General features: G+C 42.3%; 29 protein-coding genes. 13 read left to right on the forward strand and 16 right to left on the reverse strand.

All coding sequences use genetic code 11. The annotated features are described in order from the left end of the window. Positions 1-42 precede the first annotated feature (42 nt). The 7 genes from FZC78_RS24880 (at position 43) to FZC78_RS16915 (ending at position 4615) form a co-directional block, all read left to right on the forward strand. Entirely contained in the window at positions 43-312 is a 270-nt protein-coding gene (locus FZC78_RS24880; protein WP_435874153.1) for a sodium:solute symporter family transporter, read from the forward strand. After that, positions 312-932, forward strand: a complete 621-nt coding sequence (locus FZC78_RS24885) for a sodium:solute symporter family transporter (protein WP_435874154.1) — start codon at positions 312-314, stop codon at positions 930-932. The genes FZC78_RS24880 and FZC78_RS24885 overlap by 1 nt, the downstream gene beginning before the upstream one ends. Continuing rightward, complete coding sequence (locus FZC78_RS24890) at positions 929-1828, forward strand: sodium:solute symporter family transporter (RefSeq protein WP_435874155.1); 900 nt, start codon at positions 929-931, stop codon at positions 1826-1828. Before FZC78_RS24885 ends, FZC78_RS24890 begins: the two co-directional genes overlap by 4 nt. A 253-nt stretch (positions 1829-2081) precedes the next feature. Next, positions 2082-2753 (forward strand): cobalamin B12-binding domain-containing protein, encoded by a 672-nt coding sequence (locus FZC78_RS16900; protein WP_148941289.1) that lies wholly within the window; start codon positions 2082-2084, stop codon positions 2751-2753. Then, positions 2753-3319 (forward strand): hypothetical protein, encoded by a 567-nt coding sequence (locus FZC78_RS16905; RefSeq protein ID WP_148941290.1) that lies wholly within the window; start codon positions 2753-2755, stop codon positions 3317-3319. Before FZC78_RS16900 ends, FZC78_RS16905 begins: the two co-directional genes overlap by 1 nt. A gap of 25 nt (positions 3320-3344) precedes the next feature. Further along, positions 3345-3917 (forward strand): beta-class carbonic anhydrase, encoded by a 573-nt coding sequence (locus tag FZC78_RS16910; RefSeq protein ID WP_148941291.1) that lies wholly within the window; start codon positions 3345-3347, stop codon positions 3915-3917. A gap of 491 nt (positions 3918-4408) precedes the next feature. Continuing rightward, on the forward strand, positions 4409-4615 hold the full coding sequence (locus FZC78_RS16915) for a heavy-metal-associated domain-containing protein (RefSeq protein WP_148941292.1): 207 nt from the start codon (positions 4409-4411) through the stop codon (positions 4613-4615). Positions 4616-4682: 67 nt separating this feature from the next. Here FZC78_RS16915 and FZC78_RS16920 read toward each other — a convergent pair whose 3' ends face one another. Further along, complete coding sequence (locus tag FZC78_RS16920; RefSeq protein ID WP_148941293.1) at positions 4683-5144, reverse strand: GyrI-like domain-containing protein; 462 nt, start codon at positions 5142-5144, stop codon at positions 4683-4685. A 395-nt stretch (positions 5145-5539) separates the two neighbouring features. On the opposite strand from FZC78_RS16920, the gene FZC78_RS16925 reads away from it, so the two are divergent. Beyond that, a complete protein-coding gene (locus FZC78_RS16925) occupies positions 5540-5827 on the forward strand; it encodes a hypothetical protein (RefSeq protein WP_148941294.1) in 288 nt (95 codons plus the stop codon). Positions 5828-5857: 30 nt separating this feature from the next. Here the strand turns inward: FZC78_RS16925 and FZC78_RS16930 are convergent, their stop codons facing one another. Beyond that, positions 5858-6397: a flavin reductase family protein gene (locus FZC78_RS16930; protein ID WP_252183657.1), complete on the reverse strand. Its 540-nt coding sequence runs from the start codon at positions 6395-6397 to the stop codon at positions 5858-5860. Positions 6398-6497: 100 nt separating this feature from the next. On the opposite strand from FZC78_RS16930, the gene FZC78_RS24365 reads away from it, so the two are divergent. From FZC78_RS24365 to FZC78_RS16945, 3 genes are all read left to right on the forward strand, one after another. Beyond that, complete coding sequence (locus FZC78_RS24365) at positions 6498-6878, forward strand: hypothetical protein (protein WP_187444974.1); 381 nt, start codon at positions 6498-6500, stop codon at positions 6876-6878. Continuing rightward, positions 6875-7255: a hypothetical protein gene (locus FZC78_RS24370; RefSeq protein WP_252183658.1), complete on the forward strand. Its 381-nt coding sequence runs from the start codon at positions 6875-6877 to the stop codon at positions 7253-7255. The genes FZC78_RS24365 and FZC78_RS24370 overlap by 4 nt, the downstream gene beginning before the upstream one ends. Positions 7256-7567: 312 nt before the next feature. Further along, positions 7568-8947 carry an amino acid permease gene (locus tag FZC78_RS16945; protein ID WP_148941295.1) on the forward strand — a complete coding sequence of 460 codons (1380 nt, stop codon included), beginning with the start codon at positions 7568-7570 and terminating at the stop codon, positions 8945-8947. A 375-nt stretch (positions 8948-9322) separates the two neighbouring features. On the opposite strand, the gene FZC78_RS16950 is transcribed toward FZC78_RS16945, so the two are convergent. The 12 genes from FZC78_RS16950 to FZC78_RS17005 all read right to left on the reverse strand — a co-directional run bounded on the left by FZC78_RS16950 (position 9323) and on the right by FZC78_RS17005 (position 20456). Next, on the reverse strand, positions 9323-9955 hold the full coding sequence (locus FZC78_RS16950) for a response regulator transcription factor (RefSeq protein ID WP_148941296.1): 633 nt from the start codon (positions 9953-9955) through the stop codon (positions 9323-9325). Continuing rightward, the gene (locus FZC78_RS16955; RefSeq protein ID WP_148941297.1) at positions 9955-10998 is read right to left on the reverse strand and encodes a sensor histidine kinase; all 1044 of its coding nucleotides are present in this window, start codon (positions 10996-10998) and stop codon (positions 9955-9957) included. The genes FZC78_RS16950 and FZC78_RS16955 overlap by 1 nt, the downstream gene beginning before the upstream one ends. Further along, entirely contained in the window at positions 10995-11726 is a 732-nt protein-coding gene (gene liaF, locus FZC78_RS16960; protein WP_148941298.1) for a cell wall-active antibiotics response protein LiaF, read from the reverse strand. Before liaF ends, FZC78_RS16955 begins: the two co-directional genes overlap by 4 nt. A gap of 127 nt (positions 11727-11853) precedes the next feature. Further along, positions 11854-12507, reverse strand: coding sequence for a PspA/IM30 family protein (locus FZC78_RS16965; protein ID WP_148941299.1), 654 nt, complete (start codon positions 12505-12507; stop codon positions 11854-11856). 82 nt (positions 12508-12589) lie between these two features. Further along, positions 12590-12934, reverse strand: coding sequence for a flagellar basal body rod protein (locus tag FZC78_RS16970; protein WP_148941300.1), 345 nt, complete (start codon positions 12932-12934; stop codon positions 12590-12592). 408 nt (positions 12935-13342) lie between these two features. After that, a complete protein-coding gene (locus tag FZC78_RS16975; protein WP_252183659.1) occupies positions 13343-14446 on the reverse strand; it encodes a glycoside hydrolase domain-containing protein in 1104 nt (367 codons plus the stop codon). Positions 14447-14758: 312 nt separating this feature from the next. Beyond that, the gene (locus tag FZC78_RS16980) at positions 14759-15766 is read right to left on the reverse strand and encodes a DPP IV N-terminal domain-containing protein (RefSeq protein WP_148941301.1); all 1008 of its coding nucleotides are present in this window, start codon (positions 15764-15766) and stop codon (positions 14759-14761) included. Positions 15767-15783: 17 nt separating this feature from the next. Continuing rightward, entirely contained in the window at positions 15784-16641 is an 858-nt protein-coding gene (locus FZC78_RS16985) for a permease prefix domain 1-containing protein (protein WP_148941302.1), read from the reverse strand. Then, positions 16638-16964: a PadR family transcriptional regulator gene (locus FZC78_RS16990; protein WP_148941303.1), complete on the reverse strand. Its 327-nt coding sequence runs from the start codon at positions 16962-16964 to the stop codon at positions 16638-16640. The genes FZC78_RS16985 and FZC78_RS16990 overlap by 4 nt, the downstream gene beginning before the upstream one ends. Before the next feature lie 266 nt (positions 16965-17230). Beyond that, positions 17231-17791 carry a DUF4256 domain-containing protein gene (locus tag FZC78_RS16995; protein WP_148941304.1) on the reverse strand — a complete coding sequence of 187 codons (561 nt, stop codon included), beginning with the start codon at positions 17789-17791 and terminating at the stop codon, positions 17231-17233. 117 nt (positions 17792-17908) lie between these two features. Next, on the reverse strand, positions 17909-18460 hold the full coding sequence (locus FZC78_RS17000; RefSeq protein WP_148941305.1) for a hypothetical protein: 552 nt from the start codon (positions 18458-18460) through the stop codon (positions 17909-17911). Positions 18461-18683: 223 nt separating this feature from the next. Next, positions 18684-20456 carry a M3 family oligoendopeptidase gene (locus tag FZC78_RS17005; protein WP_148941306.1) on the reverse strand — a complete coding sequence of 591 codons (1773 nt, stop codon included), beginning with the start codon at positions 20454-20456 and terminating at the stop codon, positions 18684-18686. Between the two features lie 193 nt (positions 20457-20649). On the opposite strand from FZC78_RS17005, the gene FZC78_RS17010 reads away from it, so the two are divergent. Both FZC78_RS17010 and FZC78_RS23775 read left to right on the forward strand, forming a co-directional pair. Further along, the gene (locus tag FZC78_RS17010) at positions 20650-21375 is read left to right on the forward strand and encodes a tryptophan-rich sensory protein (RefSeq protein WP_148941307.1); all 726 of its coding nucleotides are present in this window, start codon (positions 20650-20652) and stop codon (positions 21373-21375) included. A gap of 42 nt (positions 21376-21417) precedes the next feature. Then, complete coding sequence (locus tag FZC78_RS23775) at positions 21418-21555, forward strand: hypothetical protein (protein WP_187444975.1); 138 nt, start codon at positions 21418-21420, stop codon at positions 21553-21555. A gap of 814 nt (positions 21556-22369) precedes the next feature. Here FZC78_RS23775 and FZC78_RS17015 read toward each other — a convergent pair. Continuing rightward, entirely contained in the window at positions 22370-24235 is a 1866-nt protein-coding gene (locus FZC78_RS17015) for a cation:proton antiporter (RefSeq protein WP_148941308.1), read from the reverse strand. A gap of 117 nt (positions 24236-24352) precedes the next feature. Next, positions 24353-25675, reverse strand: coding sequence for an oligosaccharide flippase family protein (locus tag FZC78_RS17020; protein ID WP_148941309.1), 1323 nt, complete (start codon positions 25673-25675; stop codon positions 24353-24355). Between the last annotated feature and the right edge of the window lie 39 nt (positions 25676-25714).

Genomic DNA, 25714 nt, shown 5'->3' on the forward strand with positions numbered 1-25714 from the left:
ATATATTATTCTACAATATTATCAAATTGGAGGCAGACGCTCATGTTTAGTTGGTTGACATTCACCATAATCTCTTGTTTATTTTCCATGGGTCTTGTTGCATGGATTTCATACATAAAGACTAAAGGTTCTGTAAATGATTCTGATGGGTATTTCCTATCCGGAAGGGGACTGACTGGTACATTTATTGCCGGTTCTCTCTTGCTGACAAACTTATCGGCTGAGCAGCTGGTGGGATTGAACGCACAGGCATTCCGTACCAATTTAACCAATATGGCATGGGAAGTTACCGCAGCTTTTCAATTATTATAATGGCGATTTATCTTTTCCCGAAATATCTTGGAAGAAGTTTTACAACACTGCCTGAGTTCCTCACCCAGCGATATGATGAAGGAGTCAGGAAGTATACTGTCATCCTGTTCATGCTGGGATATGTATTTGTCACGATTCCTTCTATGCTTTACTCAGGTGCGCTTGCAGTATTAAAACTATTTGATGTTCCCGAACTTCTCGGCATCAGCTATACACAATCTGTTTGGCTTGTTATCTGGGTGATCGGGATCATCGGAGCCGTTTATGCTATCTTTGGAGGTTTAAAGGCTGTAGCCGTCTCAGATATGATCAATGGAGTTGGACTGCTTATCATCGGGATTCCTGTGCCAGTCCTTGGTTTCTTTGCACTTGGCGACGGAAACTTTATCGGCGGCATGAAAGAAGTGGCCACAACAAATCCTGAAAAATTGAATTCGATTGGTTCGAGTGAAGATTCTGTTCCTTTTTCCACCATATTTACAGGAATGATCTTTGCGAATCTCTTCTACTGGGCAACGAATCAATATGTGATCCAGCGGACGTTAGGAGCCAAAAATCTGGCTGAGGTCAGAAAGGTGTCATCTTCTCTGGATTTTATAAGCTTCTCGTTCCATTCATGATGATGATTCCTGGGGTCATTGCCTTCCATCTATTTGGTGACTCTTTAAGATCGGTTGATTTGGCTTATCCTACTTTAATAGCCAATATCCTTCCGAGTTACTTGACAGGGTTCTTCCTGGCTGTTCTATTGGGGGCTGTACTCAGTTCTTTCAACTCCCTTCTCAACAGTGCGGCAACGCTGTTTGCTTTAGATATCTATAAGCCTCACTTTAATAAGGAGGCGAATGACCAGCAGCTGATTTCCGTGAGTAAGAAGTTTGGTATTTTGCTCGCTGTCATTTCGATGTCAATTTCACCGATGCTTATGAATGCCACTGAAGGACTGTGGGATCTTATCAGGCGGTTCACTGGATTTTTCAACATCCAGATTGTCGTCATCCTGCTTGTAGGAGTTCTGTCAAAACGGATTCCTTTACTTGCGGCCAAGACGGTTATTATTTTCCATGTCATCACCTATTATATGCTGGTGTGGGGTACGAACCATCTATTTGGATATGAACTAGGCATTAACTTCATTCATATTTACGGCATTCTCTTTACGATTGAAGTATTGATGATGATTGTTATCGGTAAGTGGAAGCCGCTCGCTAAGGCTTATCACTATGTGGCAGATTCCAAAGTCGCTATGACACCATGGAAATATGCTTTGCCGATGTCGATTACCCTTCTCGCTTCTATAGCGATTGCTTATGTGATTTTCTCACCGATTGGTTTAGCCTATAGCGATGGTATCGTTTCTGCCTGGTTCTGGCCGGTCATTATAGGCCTTGTAATAGCAGGTGGACTTCTTATAGCTTATGCGTTGAAACATTGGAATAAGAAATATGCAGGCTATCTTGAACGGGGACATCCCAAAAAAGAGCTCAATCCTATCAAAAAACCATTAACAAGCTAAACCCGGCTCTTTCAAGTAAAAACGAAAATTAATACGGATATGATAGAAACAACGGACCGAAACCCGGTCCGTTGTTTCTGAGTTTCTCTGAATTTTATCTGATTTACCTATTCTCGTAACCCTTAAAGCTAGTAATGTGGACCATTTATGGTCTCTTGCTTTTCTTTTACAGCGTTACGTACTAAAATAGGGAAATAGACAAAACGAACTGCATAAAATATAAATATAACAAACTATTAATGGAGTGTCCCATTTGCAAAAACAAATTAGAAAACTAACTGAAATGGCGATTGCCGGCGACCTCCCAGAAATCCATAAATGGTACCAGGAAAACCGGGAACTGCCTCTCTCGACTATAGAATTTTATGAAAAGATCTTAAAACCTGTCATGGAAAGTGTCGGCAGTCTTTGGGAAAAGAATAAAATCACTGTTGCAGAAGAACATCTTGCAACCGCAAGCATTGACTACCTCATGACTCAGTTAAGATACCAGATTGTCCATCCAGGGCAATTGAAAAGGTCTCCTTCCATTCTCTTATTTTGCCTTGAGGGCGAGCAGCATTCTCTTGGTTTAAAGATGGTTTCTGATGTATTCAGGGAGAGTAAGTGGAATGTTAAATTCCTTGGTTCCAGTGTACCTACAGAAGAAGTCATCAAAACCATCGATAAATGGGAACCCGATGCCATTGGAATATCCATTGCACTTTCCCCCCTTCTGCCCAAACTGAAAGACTGCTTAATCCAGATTTCTGAGGCCAGAAAAGAGGTAGATATACTCGTGGGAGGGCGCGTCGTTTCTCTTTATGATTTAGAAGATTTCGGAATTAACAATGTTCATTTATGCCGCGATCTCAGGGATATTGAGTCGTTTGCCTTAAATGCCCAGAATAAATCCCAGCCTGTCTTGTCTGAAGGTGATTCATAATGGAAGAATTATATTATATCCCCATCCCTCTTTTTATATTAGATGCCCATCTGAATATCGAAGAAGCTTCATCAAAAGGTTCAAAGCTGATGCAAGGTCCAAGTTTTCTTGATATGATAGAAGAAGAAAGCGCAACAAAATTTTCTAAGTATTTTCACCGGCATTCCGCAGGGTCTATTGAAATCAACTTTAAATCTAAGGAAAAGCCGAGTATTCCGATTTTGCATGATGTCCACTTTCAATTCGTGGAAATTAAGCAGAAATACTTTGTGGCCGTCATCAGCAAAGCCGATAATTACTCGGATGTTTCAAAAAAACTCGACAGGATTCAGAAACAGCTGTGGAACCCGAATCAAGAGGATGAATTTCAAAAACAGCTGCATCCCAGCTCCTTTCACCTGGATTCTGCCGCCGGCCAGATCCGCAAACATGAGAATGATATCCAGGCAGCCCTGAAACAGCTTAAGCAGCTTAAAGATCAATTGGAAGACCTTGAACCAGAAAAAAAGTACCTGGTGAAACAATGCATGGAAATAGAAGAAACCCTTAAAAATAATATAAAATAATTTTGATCAATAGTGGAGGTACCCTATGTCTCTTTTAAATGACATTCTTTCCTTTAATAACAAATTTGTTTCTGAGAAAATGTATGAGTCTTATATAACAACAAAGTTTCCTGACAAACGGCTTGTCATTCTGACATGCATGGATACCAGACTGGTTGAACTCGTTACCAAATCAATCAATATGAAAAACGGAGATGTGAAAATCGTACGCAATGCCGGTGCGGTCGTTTCCCATCCATTCGGGAGCATCATGAGAAGCTTAGTGCTGGCCGTTTATGAACTTAAAGCCGATGAAGTACTTGTCATCGGCCATCACGATTGTGGAATGGCAGGTTTAAATGCAGATAAAGTCAAATCGAGCATGATTAAAAGAGGAATAGGTGAAGAAACATTTGATACACTGGAATATGCCGGCATTAACCTCGATGAATGGCTTACCGGATTCTCCAGCGTGGAAGAAAGTGTTGCGCACAGTGTAAAAATGATTCGAAACCATCCTTTGATGCATGAAGAAGTCCCGGTCCATGGATTGGTCATCGATCCTTCCACTGGTAAACTGGATCTCGTCACTTCAGGATATGAACTTCCAGAAAAATAACAGAACATATAAGCATCCATTTTGTTAACGGGTTCTGTGCTCGAGTACTGAATTAACAATTACACATCAAAAGGAGTGTCAAATCGCATTGATTTTGACACTCCTTTTTGGTTGATTTAGCGGTATTCTTGCTGATATATCTGTTCAATTGGTTAAACAAAATGCACCCTAATTAGCAAATGGAGAACTTTTTGTTCTTCAAAATTTGTGAAACAAGTTCCTTTAATCCTAACATTAATATGAAGGAAGGTGCGTGACCTGCGGGACTCGCATGCGTCTAATTCCAGCACCTAGCCCCGCGGAGTCACGCATCTGGAGTGGAAATCACTCTACCATTTCTTCGGCTAATTAGAAGTTTGTACTTCAAAACAGGACCCGTTACCATATTAAATGCTTTTTAATGCTCTAAGCGTAACCCCCTCGATCTACATACTTCTTGGATATTCGGGTATATATAATTAGAATATCAATTATTGAGAGGAGTATGACTGATGGATGAAATGACTTTACGAGTAAAAGAAGCGACGGATCGAACGGCTATTCAAAATTTAGAAAACGCCTTATTAAGCCTTGATGGAATTGAAAGAGCCCTTGTAGATACAGGAGACGGCGAAGTGAAAATCACTTATAACAATGATAAGATCTCCCGCATGGAAGTAGAAGAGATCATTCAGCAGAATGGCCTTAACGTACAATAAATAGTGTATTCACCATTGGTGTCTATCAAAAATAAGCCTAAAAAAAGAATCCCGTGGGATTCTTTTTTTAGATTGAAACTGGTATATGAATGATTAGTTTCGGATCATCCTGATGGGGATCATAATCAGCGGGATACTCTTCAAGATGCTGTAGAATTTGTTGATTCAACTTGCAGTCCTTCTCCTCTATCCATTTGTATAACACATTATAGGATGCCAGGATTTCAGGTCCCTCATGTTCCAGTACAGCATACGTATAAGCAGGCACTTCTATAATTTCAAGACCATACCGAATCTCCTCGATTTCTCTTACTTCCTGGCATAAGTAATAGGTGAATCCCCCAGTAAGATTATGATAGGACAGTCCTTTCACAATACCAGGTTCTGTTCTGTGTTCTATGCCCTCGGAAACCTCTCTCAGGTCATGGAACAGCTTTTGGAGGCCCCCTTGAGAAGCCTCATCAAATGTACCCTGCCATTTCAAACCGAGTGCCTTGAATCCTTCTTTTTGTACAATTCTTGGTTTCATTTTTCCTCTCCTATCCCGGGTTTTAGTAAAAAAAAGAGGCTGAAGGATATTATTTCCTCATCTTTTTTCTTCTGTCCTCCATTATTTCACAGCTACTATGTAAAGTATTTACCCAGAAAAAAATTTTTAATGGCAGTCTTTAATTAATTCTTTTATGACCTCTTTTGTCTTAATTACGCTCGGATTCGGAAAAAATTTACCTATTCAAAATTTGCTGCCTCACCGATAAACAGTATCAAATCGTGCCTTTTCCTAATTCTGTTGATCTATACAATTTTTTGAACCAAGGCAGCACCAGCGGAAAGGATTATTTAAGAATTCCCTTACTTCTTACGTCATTTCTATACACCTCTTTCCTGCCTTTATCATACTCTAATGTGAAGGAGGTGGTTGATTTGCTTTCACGCATTAAATGGCTTTCATTCTCAATAGAAGCCTTTCTCGCTCTTCCTATTTTCGGGAGTGTCGCTTCTGAATTGATGCCATTTTATCTCTGTTTCATCGCTGTATGGCATGCCTGTGTTTTAATGGTTTCAAAATCAGAAGATCAACCGGTTCTCGGCAGTGCTTTTGGGATAATTGCTTCCTTTTTGAACTTCTTTCCTTATGTACGGATCGCCGCACATGCTGTCACTGCATTCATCTTATATTTCGAAATCAAAAAAGCTCCCGGAATGGAGTGAACACTGCCGGCTCACCTGCTGAACCGGCTTTTACTTTTTCTTTTTCACCGTACAATCCTCTACCTTGGTGTTTTCATCCATTACCGCATATAAAGATCTTCCCAAATACAAAGGAATGGCTAACTTTCCGAAGTCAGGCAGTCCATTTTCATCAAATAGCTCCTCATCTTTATAAAACGTTGTTATATCCGCAGCAAACCAATCGTGGTCTCCATAAGAGTTAACATCGATCGTTTTACATTCATAGGCTACATAAGCTTCTTTTAAAATAGGCGCATTTGTTGTTTTCCCGCGTTCAAACTCCATTTTGCCTATTTCGAATTTATTTTCCTCACTGCCTGAATATACTCCTGATTGTTGAATGAATTCTGCAAATCGTGCCGGAACAAAGTTGATTGCAAACTCTCCAGCCGCTTTGACTAATCCGTATGTATGTCTTTCTCTCCCTATTGCCACACCATAAATGGGCGGCTCATAGGAAATATAGGAATGCCACCCGGCTGCCATTATATTATCTTCGCCTTGATGGGAGACCGTAACAAGAGCCACCATCCCTGGATAACTATGCATCACTGTTTTCTCCTGAATTATTCTCATATCATCACCTCTGTTGTTATTATCACACACTTTCGAAATATCTGTCACTTGTAAGAACAAAAGCGGAAGCGCCTTGATCAGCCCCGACAGGCAAATGTTCGCAAGAGAAAAAAAGGCGGGCTTTCCTTTTATTCTCTTGAGGTTATTTGACCCCGAGGGGCTAGGCGCTGTAGCTGGACGGAACAAAAGCCGAAGCGCCTTGATCAGCCCCGACAGGCAAATGTTCTCAAGAGAAAAAAAGGCGGGCTTTCCTTTTATTCTCTTGAGGTTATTTGACCCCGAGGGGCTAGGCGCTGTAGCTGGACGGAACAAAAGCCGAAGCGCCTTGGTCAGCCCCGACAGGCAAATGTTCTCAAGAGAAAAAAAGGCGGGCTTTCCTTTTATTCTCTTGAGGTTATTTGACCCCGAGGGGCTAGGCGCTGCAGCTGGAGGAACAAAAGCGGAAGCGCCTTGATCAGCCCCGACAGGCAAATGTTCTCAAGAGAAAAAAAGGCGGGCTTTCCTTTTATTCTCTTGAGGTTATTTGACCCCGAGGGGCTAGGCGCTGTAGCTGGACGGAACAAAAGCGGAAGCGCCTTGATCAGCCCCGACAGGCAAATGTTCTCAAGAGAAAAAAAGGCGGGCTTTCCTTTTATTCTCTTGAGGTTATTTGACCCCGAGGGGCTAGGCGCTGCAGCTGGACGGAACAAAAGCGGAAGCGCCTTGGTCAGCCCCGACAGGCAAATGTTCTCAAGAGAAAAAAAGGCGGGCTTTCCTTTTATTCTCTTGAGGTTATTTGACCCCGAGGGGCTAGGCGCTGCAGCTGGAGGAACAAAAGCGGAAGCGCCTTGATCAGCCCCGACAGGCAAATGTTCTCAAGAGAAAAAAAGGCGGGCTTTCCTTTTATTCTCTTGAGGTTATTTGACCCTGAGGGGCTAAGTCCGTTCCAGTGGGTACGGACTCTCAGGCGCTTCAGCTCTACGTGAATAACATAGCTATAAGTTACCCACAGAGGGTGATTTTACAATTTAAGCGGCAAGAAAAAAAGGTCAGGCATTATACTCTCCGTTTGATACCGGATTAATTTTCCTTCTATATAAAATTTCTCTTAAGTGCAACCTAGCAGATGAGGATTTGTACGTGCTATATAAAGGAGGATGTTTTATGAGCAGTGCTGGATGCGGGACTGGCACCGGAGGCCAAGGCAATAAAGGCAGTTCCGGTAAAGGAGATTTAAAGTGGTGGCAGCTGTCACTAATGGGGGTCGGATGCACCATCGGCACCGGGTACTTCCTCGGGTCGAGTATCGGAATCAAGCACACTGGCCCTTCCATTGTATTTGCCTTCATTTTAGCGGCAATCGGAACTTATATCGTTTTTAATCTGCTGGCAAAGATGACAGCAGAAGATCCCCAGGAAGGATCATTTTGTTATTATGCCAATAAAGCTTATGGAAAATGGGCAGGGTTCAGCTGCGGATGGAATTACTGGTCATCGAATATCCTGATTATGGGGAGCCAGCTGACAGCCCTTTCGCTTCTTTCACAGTTTTGGTTCGAGAAAGTCCCTCTGTGGGTGTTTGCAGCAGGATATGCTGTATTGTCAATTTTAGTTGTTCTGCTCGGAACAAAAGGGTTTGATAAAGTTGAAGATATCCTTGCTGTCATTAAGACAGCAGCTATTATCATGTTTATCATACTGGCAGCAGCTGTGCTGTTTGGCTGGATTAAAGGCGGCGGAGGCAAGCCTGATTTCCCTTCATCCACAGGAAAACTGTTTCCGGAAGGATTCAAGGGCTTCTGGTCTTCACTTATTTATGCCTTTTATGCTTATGGCGGTATTGAAGTCATTGGTTTAATGGCGATGCAGCTAAAGAACAAGGAAGATGCACCTAAAGCAGGAAAGATCATGCTTATTCTCCTGCTCGTTATCTATGTGATTTCACTTGGACTGGCCGTTTTATTGGTGTCTTATGATAAATTCACACCGGATGAAAGCCCATTCGTCACAGCTCTGAATGGCACAAATCTTAAATTTTTTCCACATGTATTCAACGGGGCTATCATTATTGCCGGATTTTCGACTATGACGGCCGCTTTATTTGGGGTAACCAACCTTCTTGTCACGATGGCAAAGGATGGAGATGCTCCTAAGCTTTTTTCAAAGAAGCTTGAGAAATTCAAAAAACTTCCGCTTCCCTCACTAGGTTTAGCAGCGGCGGGACTTTTGCTTTCTGTCATCACCGCCCTGCTCCTGCCAGGGAAGATTTACGAATACATCACGACGGCTGCCGGAATTTTGATTTTATATAACTGGGCTTTCATCATTATTTCAGGACTGAAAATACTGGAGAATAAAATGTGGAGTAAAGTTCTCGGAATTTTCGGGATGGTTCTGCTTCTGGCAGCAGTCAGCGGTACAGTCATGGAAAAAGAGATACGCTTCGGCTTCTTCATATCTCTACTTCTCGTCGCCCTGATTGCCATCGCTGCCTTTATCATGAAAAAGAAAAAATGGGACAAAGAGCAGCAAACGAGCGGGTAGAAACAAAAGTGGAAGCGCCCCGGGCAGCTCCGACAGGCAAATGTTCCGACGAGAAAAAAAGGTGCTCTTCCTTTTATTCTCGTCGGGTTATTTGACCCCGAGGAGCTGGGCGCTGGAACTGGACGAAACAAAAGTGGAAGCGCCCCGGGCAGCTCCGACAGGCAAATGTTCCGACGAGAAAAAAAGGCGCTCTTTCCTTTTATTCTCTTGAGGTTATTTGACCCCGACGAGCTAAGTCCGTTCCGGTGGGTACGGACCCTCGGGCGCTGCAGCTGGACGAACCAAAAGTGGAAGCGCCCAAGGATTCAAAATTTCCAACTTAAAAAGGCTGCCTCATATAATTCTCCTTGATGAGTCAGCCTTCTTCTGTTTTTTTTATTCAACAAGCGCATGTTTGAATGCATAAATGACCGCCTGAGTACGATCGGCTACATTCAATTTTCCAAGAATGTTGCTGACATGGGTTTTGACCGTTTTCAGAGCGATGAACAATTCATCGGCAATTTCCTGATTCGTTTTCCCTTCGGCCATGAGCAGTAATATTTCCATCTCACGGTTCGTTAACTCTTCATGAGGCTGGGAGGTATTCCTTCCTCTCATTTTCAACATCATTTTTCCAGTGACTTCCGGCTCAAGGATTGTCTGCCCTTGATAAGTAGCCCGGACTGCATCGGCTATTTCACTTGCTTTTGAGGTTTTCAGCATGTAACTTGTGGCACCTGCTTCAAGTGCCGGATACACTTTATCATCATCCAGGAAGCTGGTGACGATGATGATTTTGGCTTCTGGCCACTTTTCTATGATTTGGCGTGTTGCCTCTATTCCGTCCATTTCCTTCATCACTAGGTCCATCAAGATAATATCCGGCTTGTGTTCCAGAGCCAGACCAACGGCTGTACTGCCGTCATCCGCTTCGGCCACCACCTCGATATCCGGCTGTGCTGTCAAATAGGAGGATACCCCGATTCTTACCATTTCATGATCATCTACAAATAAAACTCTAATCATTATTCATCACCCTCTGTTCCCACCATTGGAACTTTTACTTCCAGCCTTGTTCCTTTGTTTGGCACACTGACGATTTTAAATGAACCGCCAATCTCCAAAGCGCGTTCCTGCATATTCTGTAAGCCATAAGAGCCTGTTTTTTCTATATCACTATCAAATCCTATCCCGTCATCCATCACCCTCAAGATGACAAGCGAATCTCTTTTAATCAAGAGGACTTCCAAAGAAGATGCTTTAGAATGACGGAGAGTATTCGAGACGGATTCCTGCAGAATTCTGAAAAGATGGTCTTCAATCCCTTTATCCAAAGCGATATCTTCCACTTTCCAATCCACTTCCATTGGCACCTTATTAGATAGTTCCACCAGGAGTTCCTGAATTCCTTCTTTGAGGGTTTTGCCTTTTAATGCGACCGGACGCAGATGCAGAAGCAAGGCTCTCATCTCCAGTTGTGACTGGTGAATCATTTCTTCCACCATCTTCAACTGTTTTGTCTCGGTGGGATTAGCCTCTGCTTTTTTCGATTCGTTGATTGCGGACATCATCATGGAAGCCGCGAATAACTGCTGGCTGACAGAATCATGTAATTCCCTTGCCAGGCGGTTCCTTTCTTGGGATACGATTTCCTGAATGCGTTTTTCCTGTTCTTCGGCTTTTTCATTAACAAGTTTCTGTGATTGCTTGGTCCTGCGGTTGATTTGCTCCTGTACTTTAACGAGCCCGTTCCACACTGTGGTCAATTCTATAATGGTGAAGATTTTATGAGAATCCAGAAGCCGCCCTTGTTCCAAGTCCAGCACCCCGGATTGGATCTCATTCAGCTTCCTTCTTAAAGGCAAGGATGCCCAGACACCGCCTGATATTCCGATCAGAATGGTGAGGAACGGAATATAGACAATCAATGGAATGTCCATGATTTCTTTTTTTATGAAAAACTGCCAATCAGGAAGTGGAAAAATGAAGGTGAAGATAGCTGTAAAAACGATTAGCAGAACAATTGACAGTATAAGGTTGTGAAGAACCTGGCGCTTAAGGATACTCATACTCTTCTCACCTCAAGGTCTCCCACAGCCAGCGCGGTGATGATTTTGACCTTCTGATGTGCACTGTCATATTCACTTGACTGATAATAAATGGATTGGTTGAACGATCTGGGTTCAGCACTTTCAAAGATATTGACTGCTCCTGCAAGACCATTATGATGAATGCTGACTTCAATATCATACGGCACCATGATCACAATATTACCGAGAATTTGACGCACGGATATAACTGAGGTTCCTTTTGGCAGAACGGTATTTCCTAAATCAATGACTGTATCGCCAATGCCCCCCTGAATATTGATATCATTCCACTCATATACATGCCCAGGGGTCTGCTGGCGGCCGAACCAGACATTCTGGAAGGTGGATTTTTTTATATAAACGGGTTCTTCTCCATCCGTTAGTGTCTGAACTAGATGCGGTTCAACCCTATTCGGATTTTTCTTGGACTCTGCGAACTTAAGGATCACCATCACTAAGAGAGCCAGCAAAAAGAACCTGAACGCCATTGTATTGAGAATCGTAAGCGAAAGACCGATGATTCCGGACCAGAACAATACTTTCCCTGATGATTTTGGAAGTCTTTTTCTTCCTGCATAAATGCATCCAATGGCTAAAATTAGAAAGAAAACAACTCCCCCATCATAAAAGGACATTTCAAAAAGGAGCATGATGATTCCAATCAGCAATATCCAACTGAACCTTTCCGTCCTGAATTTATCAAGCATGGGGGAACCCTCCTCTCTTTTGTTTCATATTCACAAGCAATTTTCAGTTATGATTATATGTTTGGGTTCTAGTATTTTACCTTCCAAAAAGACGCAGAAACCTGCGCCTTTTTAGAATACCATGTTTTTACTGTGAAATAGAATGAGTTTCTTCTATTTTCATCTCTTTTTCCAGTTGAGCAATTCTTCCATCAATGCTGCTGCGGTAATAGGAAGTGTTCACCCCATGCTCGAGGCGCTCAAGATAGGCTTCCATCTCCTCAAATCTTGAGAATGATGCGTCTGAGTATCCTTCAGATGATTGTAGCACCTTATTCATCCGGTGGTTCGCTCTGGCTATATTTTCGCGCCCCATCAGCTCCAAGCGTTTGATATACATATCTTTCAATTTATGCTTCATTTCTTCATACTTTCTTTCAAGCTCATCCAATCCATTTTCTGCTTCCTTCAAGGAAGCTTGAAGCCTCTCAGCCCTATCATTTAAGTTTTCATGCTCACTCATTGCAAACTGATAAAGTTCTGTTTCACCTGCATTGGAAGCAATATCTGCCTGGTGCTTTCTTTTGTCAGCCAGCTTTCGGGTTTCTTCAAATTTCTTTGTGAATTCCTGCTTTAATAAATATTGGCGCTCAACCAGCTTCCTCACTTTCTCCACTTCCGTTTCACATTGGCGCAGGTATTGATTCAGCATCGAGATGGGATTCTTTTTTTCCTTTTCATCGAGCATTTCATGAACATCTGAAGTGATTGAGTTTTTTAGTCTGTTAAATAAGTTTGCCATTGTCATATCTCTCCTTGTTTTTTAAAATATGAGGATAGCACCTTTAGCAGGTGTCCCTCTTAATCGCTTGTAAATCTTGAACTTAATTGTTTTTCAGATTAGCCCATTCGTTTTCAAAATTTGTGAAGGGGTCATCGTTTTCGATGATTTCCGGCTTTTCTTCATTCCACTTCTTTATCACGACGTATAAAAGGTATATCGCCGCCAAGCCGATGATGGCCGGGAAGTTCGAAGCTGAAGCACTTAGTGCAGCTAGACCAATGATGGCCCAGATGACTTTAGCAAAAGTCGAATCTGTCTTCATAAATTGCTTGAATGAGTAGTAAAGAACCAAGAGACTGACGGCCAGGCCGATCATCGGCCCCATATTCGCCAAGAGCACAATGGCTCCGATTCCTCCTAACACCAATAAACCAAACTTCCTCATGTTGCTTCCTCCTTAGGGCTGACAATTCAGCCTGATTTCGAAAGAATGTTTTGTTCTTCCGATTTCTTGTTTCTATCGTACCTTTTTAAAAGGTTCTTCATAACGAGCTTGAGCTTTATTTTCCTCTAAGACCTGAGGCTTAGTAAGGATAGGACTTCGCTTGGCTTATGTACCTATTTTCACTAAGAACAAAGGCGGAAGCGCCTCGATCAGCCCCGACAGGCAAATGTTCCAAAGCGAAAAAAAGGCGTCTTTCCTTTTATTCGCTTTGGGTTATTTGACCCCGAGGGGTTAGGCGCTGTAGCTCGACGTGGATAATACAGTTATAAGTTATCCACAAAAGATGGTCTTATAATTCCTACAACAAAAAAAAGCGCGGAGAATCTCCGCGCTTTACTACCTGCCTCTTCACCACAGTACATCTGTATACTCATTATCAAAAAGATTGGTGTCTATATTGCATTCTTGTGCATCCAATCCATATTGCCAGCCGATCACAATTGCTCCCTCTGGTGCAGCAGGCTGGTATTCAGGTGCATTTGCTTCGGTTGTGATGCCGACATTCGGAGCTGCGGTCCAGATGTATGTGTCTTCTTGTATATTGGAATTTTGACTGACCGCCTGATTATACGCCGCTGCAAGATTCCTCTCACTGGAAAAGATGCCGTATATTCCTGGTACATAGGCTGATGAAGACAATGCATCATACCAGCCTCTGATGAAGTCGCTGTTCACTGGATAGGTAGGTTCGATATCAGCAAAGATCGCTGTGCCTTCCGGTGCTCCCAATTCACGGGCAAGAGAAATGGCTTCTTCTCCTTCTTGTACTCCATTCTCAAAACCAGTGGCATCAGAGAAGCGGTTATGAATCAATAAAATCTCGTCATTGTTGGACTTTACCAACTCAGCTTCTTCCTGTGTCAACCCTGCAGAAACCCCTTCTTTATCTCCTAAATACCTTCCGACAACTTCAGGATCACCAAAATTATCACGGACGCACATGTTAAATTCCTCATTGGTGGCACTCGCAGTATCGATTCCCCAGACTAAATCTGACTCGCCATCTCCATTGCCGTTATCTCCGCCGCTGCCATTGCCACTGTCATTTTCATTTCCACTGCCGTTTCCATTGCCGTTTCCATTGCCACTGTCGTTGCCGTTTCCTGTACCATTCATGACGCCGTTTGAGATTGAATTCGTGACAGAATTAACGACATCGCCGTCACCTTCCACTGTCACTTTAACATTATTCGTAATATTATTCGTAATATTATTTTGGACCTCTTCCCCGCCCTGATTCTCAATCGTGTTTTCAACATTATTTTGTGCGGAATCAGCTCCATTGTTGTCTATGTTGTTTTGGATATTATTTGTTCCGTTCATGGATTGTGCAGCGTTAATTGATTCTTTTCCTTCAAGAAAACCTGTTTTATAGATATACAGCCCCGAGAAAAGTGATAGCAGTAACAGCCCGGCCGCCAAAAGCACTCCAAGATATTTTCCCTGGTTCACGCTTGATTCACATCCTTCATAGCTATTCCTTACAGCTTATGAGGGATAGGTGGAGATGTGCGGGCTCTGCCAACTGTATTATTATGGTAAAAACCTGCAAAGTTGTAATTGTAAATCTGAACCAGCCTGCCTGATGAATGAGGTGAAAAGAATTCTGTAACTAGGTGAGATTCTGCCAAGCTGAATAAGGATAAATAGAGAAATTTTGAAATCTTAGAGTTCCCTTTTTATACTGACACCTCTAAAACAAGGCACCTTAGATCCATAATCTTTAGAGTGCATTTCCATCCTTTCAACACATGTGACCTGCCCTTACTCTTTTCCGAGCTCCCTGAACTGGTAAGATGACTTCTCTGTCTCCAATGCTTCTCTATCCAATTTATATAAATCAAAATTGGTATAGTTTCGGCCTGGAAACTTTTTATTGTAAGCAAAATACACTTGGTTAGTGGATTCTGAATATACTGGATCTGTGACAAAGGCTTCCAAGAAGGTGAGCCTCTTCGTTTTATGCGTATCCAGATTCACACTGAATAGTTCATACTTATAGGTCGATCCGGAATCAGGGTTAGAGATTCCGCTGAAAATAATTTCATTTTGTGCTGTGTTAAAATCTGCGTCAAAAATATCTTGATGTCCTGTCTCTATACGCTGAATCGTTTGGTCTTTGATGGATAACTCATAAAGCCCCTGCTCTGCTTCGAACGGGTCTCCGCTTTTTGATTGATTCATAATGAAATAGAGTTTTTGAGACTGATCATCAAACACAAGTGATGAGATATATAAAGCATCTTTTTTCGTTAACTGTTGGTGCTCCTCAGTGTTAGAGTCATAGGAATAGATATCATAGAAGTGGAACGGATTGCCCTCATCGTCGGAATGCTGATAATTCCCTTTAACATAGAAGATTTTCTCGTTGGATTCAACAAACTCGCGTACTGGTGCATCCATCGTCATATGCTTTTCTATCTTATGGCTGTCGAAATCTATGGAATACAAGGATGTTTTTTCTGGGGAGTTTGCAAGATAGGTAACGTTTCTTGAAGCTGAATTCACAGTGGGATCCAAAATCTGATCGCCTTCCTTGGCGCTGATAAGCCTTTGGGTTTCTCCCGTTAATTCGTTTGCAAGATTGAGAGTCTGTAAACCTTCTTCATGATCTACATAAACTAAGAATTCTTTATCTATCGATAGTGTGCCATGCTGATAGGTGTTTCCTCCACTTTCATTAGCCATGTACATTTTACTGAAAATAAGCAGTGACACCAAAACAGTTCCACTTAACAATATGACCAATATAACGGTTTTCTTTTTCCCCACGTTACTCCTCCTTTTGGTCAGGTCATGTACCTGAGCATAATCAAAAATATTGCAATAAAGTCAGCTGTCAGGAACAAAATAGATATGGAGAGCCTCTTTTGGTAAAATTTCATCTGTGCCCAATAAGAAAGAGACCAGAGCAAAATCAGTCCCAGCGGTATAAGAAGCATTGGGCTATAACCGCCGAACAGAAGCACACCCATGCCAAAAATAAACGAAAAAGGGATCATCACAATTCCTAAAAGGATGTTGACCGTATGAAGAAGCGTCCTTTTCTTTTTCGTGCTCTTATCCATAGCTGCCGTCTTCCCGCTTCTGACCAGTGTCATAAACAGCGAAATAATAACAAGGACAGCGAGGATGCCAGCGAGAATTTCAAGCGGTCCTTTATACCATTTATCTGTTGTATCAATGATCAAGAGCCCCCAAAATAATAATGGAAAATAGAAAAACAACAAAACCGTCATCAGTATTTTCCGCCCAGCTGCAATAGAGGGGTAAAAACCGGAGAGGGTCATAAATACCCCAATGGAAAACAAGATGGTCAGCCAAATCGGGTGTGGTTCATTAATATGGGTCACTCCGTGCAGAAAAACACTTACTGCGTAAATGATGCTTGCGAGACCCAATCCAATTAAAACATCTTTCCGGTAAGGAGAGATACTTTCCTGCAGCTCGTCACCCACTTCGGAGTCTCCTCCAAAATCGTCAATCGCCTTTCTTTCCGCTTCTTCGTCAGAAAGTCCTTGTGCGATGTACTCTTCTTTTGCCGATAAGAGATGGTCTTTCATTTCTTCAACAAGCTCCCGCCTCTCCTCCGGCGTCCCTTCAACACGCTGCAGCACTTTTTGAATATGATGATCGATCGTTGTCATTCTGTTCCTCCCAATGTTTTGTCGATCAGGCGGTGGACAGCCTGCCAGTCCTTCAGCTTTAAGACTAATTCTTTCTGTCCTTTATCCGTGATATGGTAATACTTTCTTCTAGTGCCCTTATCCGTTTCATTCCAGTAAGAAGTGACCCACTCCTGTTTCTCAAGCCTCTTCAATGCTGGATACAGAGTTCCTTCACTCATGTTGTAAAGATCGTCACTGGATTCCTTCAGTCTTTTGACCATTTCGTACCCATACATATCTTTTTGTGAAATCAGGGACAAAAGCAAAATATCGATACTGCCCTTCATCAATTCCTTATTCAATGTTTTCCCTCCCTTAATTTTCCTTGAATACATTGTAATACTACTTGCATCGTATTACAAGGGTACCTTTTTACAAAAGTCGAAAAAATTAGTTTACTCTCTTAAGGCAGTCGTTCAGGCTTCACTTCTACTAACATCTGCTCGGGTTTATGGCTTGTCTGGCGGCACAGATTAGTATAAATAGAAAAAAGTTCACAAAAAAACCAGAGGCACTGCAATCTGCAAAATGCCTCTGGCTTTTTCTGTTTGTCTCACTATCTAATTCTTCAGACCTTCAACGATCCTCTAAATCCTCTCGCCGCATAATAAGAATCTGCTCCATTGTGATAAAGGAAGACATGACCGAAGCGGAAGTCGCAAAACAGTGCGCCTCCAAGCTTTCTGATATCGGCAGGTGTCTGCACCCAGCTCGATGTTTTCTTATCAAAATCACCAAGTTCCTGTAAAGCGCGATATTGTTTCTCATTTAAAAGTTCAATTCCCATTTCAGCAGCCATCTCAACTGCACTATTTTCAGGTTTAAACTTTTTCCGTGACTCTAAAGCATCCCGGTCGTAACACACACTCCGACGGCCTTTGGGGCTTTCCGTTGAGCAATCAAAAAAGATGTATTTCCCGCTTTCTTCGTCAAAACCCACAACATCCGGTTCTCCCCCGGTTTTTTCCATTTCAAAGAGCGACCATAGTTTTTCGGGAGAAGCATCCAGCTTCGATTGAACATTGTCCCATTCGAATCCTTTATGGCGGTTCATATTTTTCTCGAAACGTGACTTCAATCTTTGTAGTATATCTTCCACTTGGTCTTTAGATAACTTCTTGTTAGTCAAATTTTCTCCTCCTAAAACAAAATATTTACAGTTTGTCCTTTTTAATTTTACAGAATGTCAGAGCTGATCTAAACTTCCCAGTTATTCAATAAATCTTCGTTAAATGTTGGATCGTATCTAAGAGGCATCCTTCCTTGAGACGAGAGACTGCAATGTTTTCAGATGATTGGTGCTGCTGATGACTTTGTAATCATTGAGGTAATCCTGATCTAATTTTATGTTAATCACGTTAGTTAGATAACGATCTTCGCCTGCTTGATTTGTCACAATAATTTCTACATGGTATTGATAAAATTCCCTGGCCGTACCATCTTCTTTTTTTAGCTCTACTTTTGAAAAATCATTCATTAAGCGTTCAATGGTATCCTGATCTTCTATAACTTTGCTTGCACTTGTTTCTAATGAGTCATCCGAGGGGTCATACTCTCGAATATTGATCTCCTCAATAACGCTGTCTTCTTTAAGGGTTTTATCATAGAGTTCTGGAAAGCTTGTATACTTTAATTGCTGAACAGCGAAAAAAAATCCGATCACCAAAACTGTCATTACCATAAACAACGTTCGTTTTCTATTAATAAATTTACTCATAACTAGTGTAACAATTGCAATCAAGACTGCAATAAGAAAAAGATGAAAATATTGTAATGTAAAGTCAATAAACCCTCCCAATGCGCATTACTCCCCTCTATAAAATCAGGTTAGCTTCTCTAAATAAATCCGATTCACTTATTAAAAGTCCCGCTCCTTTAAACAGAATAAAGAAAAGCAGACCCAAAGTTTTACAAGTTGGTCTGCTATTCTTTATGTTTTTAGTTGTATTTTAGAAATTTAATTTTTAACTGTGAGTCCCTTTTCGGCTTTCATGGTAATAATAGGGACTGGTTTAAGGAAATTATTCAGTCAAACTCAGGAACTCTTCTACGTCATTGATACAAAGAGCGATTCCCTTTTCCCAGAATGCCTCTTTTGTAATGTCTTCGCCAAGATGCTTCATCGCCAGTTCCTCTACTGACATAACAGCCGTATCCCTGAGCAGTGCCATGTACTTCTCCTCATAGTTCTCATTCGCCTCCAGCGCTTTAGCATAGATGCTTAGTGAGAAAAGGTAGCCGAACGTATATGGGAAGTTATAGAATGGCACACCTGAAATATAGAAGTGCAGTTTGGATGCCCAGAAGTGCGGATGAGTTTCCTGGAGTCCTCCTGCAAAAGCTTCTTTTTGGGCTTCAGTCATAAGCTCATTCAGGCGCTCTGCAGAAACCAAACCATTTTTGCGCTCTTCATAGAATCGCGTTTCAAACAGGAAGCGCGCATGGATGTTCATGAAAAACGCGACGCTTCTTTGCAATTTATCTTCCACCAGGGCAATCTTTTCTTCCTTCGTCTGCGCTTCTTTCACTGCGGCGTCCGCCACGATCATTTCTGCAAAAGTGGAAGCTGTCTCAGCTACGTTCATCGCATAGTTCTTGTTTAAAGTGTGCATCGGTTTCAAGGCATGTGAATGGAAGGCGTGCCCAAGTTCATGTGCTAAAGTCGCGACGTTGGACATGCTCCCGGAATAGGTCATAAAAATGCGTGACTGCTCACTTTGCGGGAAAGAAGTACAGAATCCGCCCGGCCTTTTTCCAGCACGATCTTCTGCCTCGATCCATCTGTCTTCAAAAGCCTTTTTTGCGAAGGATGCCATTTCATTTCCGAAACGCTCAAAGTGCTTCAGGATAAACTCTGCTCCCTCGTTGTAGGTCATCGTAGAATTCGACTCGGCAACAGGTGCGTCCATATTATGCCAATCCAGTTTCTCTTTGCCCAGCAATGTCGCTTTGCGATCTAGGTATTTTACAAAAGGGGCCTTATTCTTCGAGATGGCTCCCCACATGGCATCAAGTGTTTCTTGCTGCATACGGTTATACTCAAGAGGTTCTTTGAGCACTTCATCCCAGCCGCGCTTTTTATAAACATTCAAGCGGAAACCGGCTAGATGGTTCAATGTCTTCGCAAATAACTCTTCTTTTTCGGTCCATGCTTTTTCAAGACTTTCAAAAATGTCTTTTCTAACCTTCTCATCCTGGTGAGAGCTGAGGTTATTCGCCTGTCCGATGGAAAGCATTTCACCGTTATAAGGAATCTCCATGCTGCCCACAATCGTGTCATACATCTGGCCCCATCCATGGTAACCATCAATTGATAGAGCCTGGATAAGTGCTTCTTCCTCGCTCGATAATTTATCCTTGGCTTTCTCCCGCCATTCGTTCAGTACGAAGGTCAGTTGGGAAAGGGAATCCGTTTGAAGAAGTTCCTCCCAGATATTTTCCGGCGTTTCGGAAAGCTTCTGCTGAAAACTATTAAAGGAAACCTGAAAATCTGCGCTGGCCGTTGTCAGTTCCCCGCGGAGCGAATTTGCTTTCCTGTCCTTCATATCCTGTGCTTCAAGACATCCAATAAATGCACCTGCCTGGCGGAGATAAAGCATGATTTCTTTAGCCTCTTCAATCAGGTTTGCTACCTGAACACTGTCTTCTTTTGACTGAGGTGCCTTAAATTCTTTTTCTTTCTGAGCAAACTCCGCCTTCTTCTTATCCAGTGTCTCCAAGTGATCTCTCAGCTGAGGCGAGCTGCTTCCTCCCTCAAAAAATACATCTAAATCCCAAACATCAGAGTATGTCATTTTGAATTTCTCCCCTTTTAAATATGTAATCTACTTATGTATATGTACAGTTTATCATTTTCCGACTTTTCTTGCTTTTATTTTTTACTTAAAAATACCTTTTCCAGACACCGTTATGTAAAAACATCACAGTGTTTCTAAAAAGGCGCTCGTGGAATAGTAGGAATAATAAAGAAATAATGGAGGTCTTATTATGGGCAGACTTTTACTTAATATTGCTGCATTTATACTGGTCGTCGTGGTGAATGCTTTAGCTGTGACACTTCCCTTGAACGGACAGACGACGGGTGAAATTTCGAATCGGCTGGATGTCTTTTTCACGCCTGCGGGTTATGTATTCTCCATTTGGAGCGTAATCTACTTGCTGCTGGGCATCTGGATTATCCAGCAGATACCAAAAAAGAACAGGGAATCTGACTATTATCGGACACTCAGTCCTTACTTTATTGCTACCTGCTTATTGAATTCCACCTGGATCTTCATGTGGCATTACAATTACTTCGGGTTATCGGTCATCGTTATGCTCAGTCTGCTGATTACCTTGATCCTTCTTTACAGAAAAGCGGAAGACTTATCAAATGGCTTCTTGGATATGCTTCCGTTCTCGGTATATCTAGGCTGGATTTCAGTGGCAGCGGTTGCAAACATCAGCTACTACCTTACCTTCCTAGAGTGGGGTGGCTTCGGATTGGGAGAAGCTTTTTGGGCCATATTCCTTTTGGCATTCTCTCTTGCACTTGCCGTTTATTTCAGGATCAAAAAACGGGATTGGATCTATCCACTGGTGTTTGTCTGGGCGACCATAGGAATCGGTGTCAATAACCAATCTGAACATCCAATCCTTTCTTCCCTGAGCTATGCAGTGGCAGTGCTGATCTTTCTAGCGGTTATGTTCTTTAGAGGTTACAAACAAACATAAATAAAGCCTCTCTGCACAAAATAGGGATGCCGAGGTGAAGATATGAAAGAGCAGAACAAGAAAAATCTCACAACGACTGGAACCGACATTGATGAGGTAAAGAGGCTCAATGCACAATCCGGCCTCTCCTATAATCAAGTGAAACAAGTGCTTGCCGATAGAGAGCGTAAGAATAGTTGAAAGTTCCGTTCACAGCATAAAAAGCGCAAGCGCCTTGATCAGCCCCGACAGGCAAACAGAATCGTGTCTTTTCCGCTTTAGGTGTTATGAAAAAGCGTTGGTTTCAGTTCAATAAGTCCACTCCACTTGGATATGTGCCTGATGGAACCGGTTTTATAACGAAAGCGGCGTCTCTCGTTTCATAATTGGGTAACCAGCGATAAAAATAAAGGAACTTTTTTCCCTTAATTGCAAATTCACGCTCATTTTGGGGTGATTAGAGGAACTTTTTTCCCTTATATGATAAAAAGGCACATTTTTCTAGTGTATTAAGTTAAATAAGGGAAATTTATTCCCCTATTTTAGCTCTTTTTAGTGTTTTGTAGTAAATAAGGGAACTTTTTTCCTCTATTTACTATCCAAAATACTGAACGACATGGATAAGTGCTATCGGTCACTGGATTAAATCAGTGTCTTTCTATCGAATAGATGAAAAAGGACCCTTTCAGCCCCGAGAGGCAAATGTTCCAAAGAGAGAGAAAAAAAGGCGGTCTTCCCTTTTATTCTCTTTGGGTTATTTGACTCCGAGGGGCTAGGCACTGGAGCTGGATTGCATAAAAAGCGCAAGCGCCTTGATCAGCCCCGACAGGCAAATGTTCCAAAGAGAAAAAAAGGCGGGTTTCCCTTTTATTCTCTTTGGGTTATTTGACCCCGAGGGGCTAGGCGCTGGAGCTGGATTCAGAAACGCTCCCTAATTTCCGAACTAAAAACTTTATACTTTCTTACCTTCTAAGAAAACCCCCTTGGGAATCCATCCCAAGGGGGTTTTCTGTTCTTATTTTTCTTTCTTGTTCTGTTTAGCTGGTTTTTCACGCTGTTCCACCAGCTTCTCCTGAATCTTATTGAATTCCTTGCATGGCTGCGTCAAACTTACGACAACATCTCCTGCTTCAGCCTTAGCTGATCCGTCCGGCGTGAAGAACTCAATTTTACCAGAAGGCTTTAGAACAAATAGAAGAATTGTATGCTCTTCTCTTTCTGACAAGTATTCATCAAATGGATATTTCTCCGTTATGTTGGTTTTTCTGATGATGTCTCCTCGTTCAATACGTTTGTTCAATTCATCCCAGGTGGCATTTTCCTGGAAGAGTATTCTTCCGCCAATTGTATGGACGAGATCTTCAATATCATCACTTCTTTTCCCTTTCAAGCTGAGCTGAAACAAGTTAGTACGGCCGATGGAAGGAACAAAAGTGGTACAGACTAGAGCGTTGTAAGAGTCTATCTCTGTCGCTGCAACCAGGTATTCATATGGCGTTAAATCCATATGATAATCTGTTTGTTCCGATAGAATTTCTCCCTTATAAAAAGGAACGCCGGCTTTTCGTGCTGAGAAAAGCCTTCTCCAGGAAGAGTCAGCAATCAAAACGGGAGTATTCAGTTCCCTGAATGTCTTTGCAAGCTCTGTATTGAAGCTGCTGCCGCCAATCAAGAGAACTCCCGGCCTGTCATTGATGGCGAGGTCAAGCTTTTTCGCAAGCCAGCCAATGGAAAATCCATGGACAGTTACTGTTCCAAATACGAGTGCAAACGTAACAGAAGTCAAAACCTCAGCATCTTCAAATCCAGTATCGAAAAGGATCGACGCAAAATAACTGGATACAGTTAGAGCAACTATTCCCCTGGGTGCGATCCACCCGACAAGAGTTTTTTCCTGCCAGGAAAGATCCGTTCCTAGTGTTGATAGAAAAATGGACAGGGGCCTTACAATGAAAAGCATCAAAAGGACGAAACCAATGATCTTCCAATTGAATATTTCAATTAATGTTTCTAACGAAAGAGACGCAGTCAGCATCACAAAAATCGTTGATATCAGCAGCACTGAAATATTTTCCTTAAAGTGACGCATATCATCAATGGATGATATGTGCATGTTTGCAAGCGTCATTCCCATCGCCGTTACTGCAAGAAGACCTGTCTCATGTGTGATTTCATCAGAAATCGTAAAGCAGGCGATTACCACCACAAACACGACGGGTGATTTTAAAAATTCAGGAACATGCCCTTTTTCAAACATCCAGCCTATTCCCTTGCCGCAAAGCCATCCGAACACAACAGCAAAGAAGGAAGACAGAAAGAACATTACAAGGGCATTCCCTCCTCCTTCTGTGGTGAAAAAGAGAATGAACTCAAAGGCAAAAAGTGCCAATAGCGCTCCGAAGGGGTCTACGACAATCCCTTCCCATTTCAGTATGGCTGCCGGGCGCGGCTTTAATTTAGCCTGCCTTAACAAGGGCAGGATTACAGTAGGGCCTGTTACGATGAATAATCCTCCAATGACGAACGCAACGGCCCATGAAAGTCCTGCAACATAATGAGCCGCCAAGGATCCGAGAATCCAGGCAAGGAAAGCCCCTATCGTGACAATCCGGAATACCGGCCTCCCGAGCCCCTTCACTTCCCGAAAATCAAGATTTAAGCTGCCTTCGAATAAGATGATAGCCACTGCTATTGAAATAATAGGTTTAAATAAATCCCCAAAGTCTTCTTCAGGGTGGATGATTCCAAGTAACGGCCCTGCCAGAAGTCCGACGATGGACATGATCACAATAGCTGGCATCCTGAACCGCCAAGCTGCCCATTGTGACAGGATGCCCAGCAGGCCAATAAGCATTAAGTTGAATAATATCGAATCAAACATTTAGTCTCTCCTTAAAGGATAAAAAGTTAGCTTTATTTTAGCTTGCCCTTCACAGTATGTAAAACCATGTGTTTCCCTAATGTTCTTAATTCCTGATGTTCGGCAAGAAGCTTATCCTTACACCCTTACTGAGCTCTTAAACCAAAGGGTGAGATTAAGGCGGCTGCATACGGTATGGTAATGAAGGAGCGTCAGGAGCACAGCACCTGCATTCATGCCGATCAGCACCCCCGCCATTCCGAACTGAGGAAGCGAACCCAGGAAATAGATCAGTGAAAATGAAACAAGGGTAGCCCATATAGTATGATACAAAGCATCTTTTATCAGTCCAAAACCAATCATGAATGCCTGAAGAGGCATCACGAAGAAATGGAAGAAAAAGTACGGCCACAGTAATTTCAGGTAATAAGCTGCCGAGGTGGAATGAAAAAATAGTGCTGTCAGCTCATCTCCCCAGAAGTAAAAGATCATGACAGCCGGCGCTCCGTAACTCAACGTAATCAAGACAACTTGCCTAAGTATTGAATGTATACCTTTAATATCATTCTTTGAAACCTTTTCCGATACGATTGGAATAAGGGCGATCAACAAAGAATGGGCAATAAAAGCGGGGAAAAATCCAATTGTCAAAGCAATTCCTGCCATCACGCCAAAGTGTTCAGTCGCCATAACATCGGTCATCCCGGCATGAAGAAGAGCTGCTTTGATCAAAAATGGCTGAATGGCGTGGGATACAGCATGAAAAATCCTTAAGACCGTCGTAGGAAAGGAAACCGACAACAGCGCTTTTCCCACTTCCGCTTTGTCTGCTGACTTAAAAGAAGAACCTTTCATCTTCCTTATAGATAAAACATAGGCCTGCATGAAATAAAGGAAAACCACACCTTCACTCCCGATAAAGGTACACAGGGCAATGATAATAGCCATATTAGTATCAAAAGAAAATAACTGATAAACCACGACCAGAAGAAGCAGCTGAGCAATCTTTCTTAAAAAATTGGCTGCGGCGATCTTGCCCATCTGATGGACTCCCATAAAGTAGCCCCGTGCTATTGAAGAAAAGGCAATGATCGGGATCAGAAGCAATGTCAGCCATCGTACGCTTGGATGATACTCAGCAAGAAATGGAAAAACAGAATATAGAAGTGTGGCTGCCAGCAAAAAAATACAGGTGAAAATAATGGTCATCCTCCACACCTGAGAAAGGATATTCCGGTGGTAGACGACATCCTTCTCAGCAATGAATTTGGACAGCGACACCGGCAGTTCAAGGCTCGCAATGATAGCAATCAGGAAGATGGAGGGCAAAATCGACATATAAATCCCCATCCCTCTCTCGCCAAGTTCCCTGGCCAGAATCATATTCACGATAAACTCCAAACACTCCCCCAAAAAAGCGGTGATTATTAAAAAGGATATTCCCCTGATAAATAATTTCATCTCTTCAACCTCCGAAATTTGTACATGCCCTATCATATG

It is taken from the genome of Rossellomorea vietnamensis (genome assembly GCF_008180415.1).
GTDB classification, from domain to species: domain Bacteria; phylum Bacillota; class Bacilli; order Bacillales; family Bacillaceae_B; genus Rossellomorea; species Rossellomorea vietnamensis_C.

Coding starts and splice junctions, on each gene's coding strand:
- FZC78_RS16945 (WP_148941295.1), top strand. CDS start 7,568: ATGAGCAGTGCTGGATGCGGGACTGGCACCGGAGGCCAAGGCAATAAA.
- FZC78_RS24880 (WP_435874153.1), top strand. CDS start 43: ATGTTTAGTTGGTTGACATTCACCATAATCTCTTGTTTATTTTCCATG.
- FZC78_RS17005 (WP_148941306.1), bottom strand. CDS start 20,456: ATGACATACTCTGATGTTTGGGATTTAGATGTATTTTTTGAGGGAGGA.
- FZC78_RS16955 (WP_148941297.1), bottom strand. CDS start 10,998: ATGAGTATCCTTAAGCGCCAGGTTCTTCACAACCTTATACTGTCAATT.
- FZC78_RS16930 (WP_252183657.1), bottom strand. CDS start 6,397: ATGCATAGTTATCCAGGGATGGTGGCTCTTGTTACGGTCTCCCATCAA.
- FZC78_RS23775 (WP_187444975.1), top strand. CDS start 21,418: ATGAAAGAGCAGAACAAGAAAAATCTCACAACGACTGGAACCGACATT.
- FZC78_RS16985 (WP_148941302.1), bottom strand. CDS start 16,641: ATGACAACGATCGATCATCATATTCAAAAAGTGCTGCAGCGTGTTGAA.
- FZC78_RS16950 (WP_148941296.1), bottom strand. CDS start 9,955: ATGATTAGAGTTTTATTTGTAGATGATCATGAAATGGTAAGAATCGGG.
- liaF (WP_148941298.1), bottom strand. CDS start 11,726: ATGCTTGATAAATTCAGGACGGAAAGGTTCAGTTGGATATTGCTGATT.
- FZC78_RS16970 (WP_148941300.1), bottom strand. CDS start 12,934: ATGAGGAAGTTTGGTTTATTGGTGTTAGGAGGAATCGGAGCCATTGTG.
- FZC78_RS16910 (WP_148941291.1), top strand. CDS start 3,345: ATGTCTCTTTTAAATGACATTCTTTCCTTTAATAACAAATTTGTTTCT.
- FZC78_RS24890 (WP_435874155.1), top strand. CDS start 929: ATGATGATGATTCCTGGGGTCATTGCCTTCCATCTATTTGGTGACTCT.
- FZC78_RS17010 (WP_148941307.1), top strand. CDS start 20,650: ATGGGCAGACTTTTACTTAATATTGCTGCATTTATACTGGTCGTCGTG.
- FZC78_RS17015 (WP_148941308.1), bottom strand. CDS start 24,235: ATGTTTGATTCGATATTATTCAACTTAATGCTTATTGGCCTGCTGGGC.
- FZC78_RS16965 (WP_148941299.1), bottom strand. CDS start 12,507: ATGGCAAACTTATTTAACAGACTAAAAAACTCAATCACTTCAGATGTT.
- FZC78_RS24885 (WP_435874154.1), top strand. CDS start 312: ATGGCGATTTATCTTTTCCCGAAATATCTTGGAAGAAGTTTTACAACA.
- FZC78_RS16905 (WP_148941290.1), top strand. CDS start 2,753: ATGGAAGAATTATATTATATCCCCATCCCTCTTTTTATATTAGATGCC.
- FZC78_RS16915 (WP_148941292.1), top strand. CDS start 4,409: ATGGATGAAATGACTTTACGAGTAAAAGAAGCGACGGATCGAACGGCT.
- FZC78_RS16920 (WP_148941293.1), bottom strand. CDS start 5,144: ATGAAACCAAGAATTGTACAAAAAGAAGGATTCAAGGCACTCGGTTTG.
- FZC78_RS17020 (WP_148941309.1), bottom strand. CDS start 25,675: ATGAAATTATTTATCAGGGGAATATCCTTTTTAATAATCACCGCTTTT.